3 protein-coding genes are annotated in these 1,691 nt (G+C 55.2%); all 3 read left to right on the plus strand.

Annotated features, from left to right (window positions below; all coding sequences use genetic code 11):
- Positions 1-26 precede the first annotated feature (26 nt).
- Entirely contained in the window at positions 27-275 is a 249-nt protein-coding gene (locus D8U18_RS12390) for a hypothetical protein (protein WP_056856962.1), read from the plus strand.
- A 2-nt stretch (positions 276-277) separates the two neighbouring features.
- Entirely contained in the window at positions 278-1,102 is an 825-nt protein-coding gene (locus D8U18_RS12395) for a mechanosensitive ion channel domain-containing protein (RefSeq protein ID WP_028621382.1), read from the plus strand.
- A 90-nt stretch (positions 1,103-1,192) separates the two neighbouring features.
- Positions 1,193-1,691: RNA polymerase sigma factor SigX (gene sigX / locus D8U18_RS12400; RefSeq protein WP_131107714.1), on the plus strand; the 499-nt coding region annotated here is incomplete at its 3' end.

Here is a 1,691-nt window from a genome sequence, read left to right on the forward strand (position 1 = left end):
TTTCACAGACATCACGAGAGGTGCGTATGCACGATCCGTTTGAACAGTCTTTGCGTGACATGCTCAAGGCCTCGCCGTCGACCCGGGACGACGATGCATGCCTGGGGCGCGTACTGAAAACCGCCAACCGCCAGGTCGGCGCCGGTGATCTGTTCAGCCTGCTGGGCCGTTGGTTGCCCGCGCTGATGATCGCCCTGAATAACGGATCGGCCCACATCGCGCCGGTGTCCCGTCTTCGTAAACCTACCGCTCGCACTGCTGATAAGGCTGATTGAATATGGAACTTGATCTCTGGACACAGAGCCTCGTCACTGCAATGACTGCGTTATGGACCAAGATTGCCAACTTCATTCCGAACCTGTTCGGCGCACTGGTTGTGCTGCTGTTGGGCTTTGTCGTGGCCAAGTTGCTCGACACGCTGCTTTCGAAGTTGCTCGCCAAGCTCGGCCTGGATCGCCTGATGGGCGGCACCGGTCTGACCAAGCTGCTGTCCCGCGCCGGGCTGCAAGTACCGATCTCCACATTGATCGGAAAAATCGTCTATTGGTTCGTTCTGCTGATTTTTCTGGTTTCTGCCGCAGAATCCCTTGGACTTGAGAGAGTTTCAGCTACGCTGGATATGCTAGCGCTGTATTTGCCTAAGGTATTCGGCGCCGCGCTGGTGTTGCTGGTGGGTGTATTACTGGCGCAACTGGCCAATGGGCTGGTGCGTGGAGCGGCAGAAGGCGTAGGACTGGACTACGCTTCCGGGTTGGGGCGAATTGCCCAGGGCCTGGTGATCATCATCAGCATCTCGGTGGCGATCAGTCAGTTGGAGGTCAAGACTGACCTGCTCAATCACGTGATCGTGATCGTTTTGATTACCGTTGGTCTGGCAGTTGCGCTGGCCATGGGTTTGGGAAGTCGGGAAATTGCGGGTCAGATTCTTGCGGGAATCTATGTGCGTGAGTTGTATGAGGTTGGGCAACAAGTGCGAGTTGGAGAGGTCGAAGGGCAGATCGAAGAGATCGGCACGGTTAAAACCACATTGCTGACCGATGAGGGTGAGCTAGTCTCTCTTTCCAATCGGATCCTGCTTGAGCAGCATGTGAGTAGCCGCTAACCCGGCAAACCCTGCTAATGTATGCCGCCGCAAAATGCCGCCTGATGCTGGCTGCGGCGGACATTGACCTGACTGTCGGCCCGACTTGTTTTGAATAAAGCCCAATCGCTATCCATGCGCTACGACCCCCGCGAGCTCTCTGATGAGGAGTTGGTCGCGCGCTCGCATTCCGAGCTGTTTCACGTAACGCGCGCCTATGAAGAATTGATGCGGCGTTACCAACGAACATTATTTAACGTCTGTGCACGATATCTCGGGAACGATCGCGACGCAGACGATGTCTGTCAGGAAGTCATGTTGAAGGTGCTGTACGGCCTGAAGAACTTCGAAGGCAAATCCAAGTTCAAGACATGGCTGTATAGCATCACGTACAACGAGTGCATTACGCAGTATCGGAAGGAACGGCGAAAGCGTCGCTTGATGGACGCATTGAGTCTGGACCCCCTCGAAGAAGCGTCTGAAGAAAAGGCGCCGAAACCCGAGGAGAAGGGTGGACTTGATCGCTGGCTGGTGTATGTGAATCCGATTGACCGTGAAATTCTGGTGCTACGATTTGTCGCAGAGCTGGAGTTTCAGGAGATCGCAGACA

Source organism: Pseudomonas sp. Sample_10 (assembly GCF_004321495.1).
GTDB lineage: Bacteria > Pseudomonadota > Gammaproteobacteria > Pseudomonadales > Pseudomonadaceae > Aquipseudomonas.

What these genes read in the sequence shown, in the direction of transcription:
- D8U18_RS12390 (WP_056856962.1), top strand. Translation starts at nt 27, where the DNA reads ATGCACGATCCGTTTGAACAGTCTTTGCGTGACATGCTCAAGGCCTCG.
- D8U18_RS12395 (WP_028621382.1), top strand. Translation starts at nt 278, where the DNA reads ATGGAACTTGATCTCTGGACACAGAGCCTCGTCACTGCAATGACTGCG.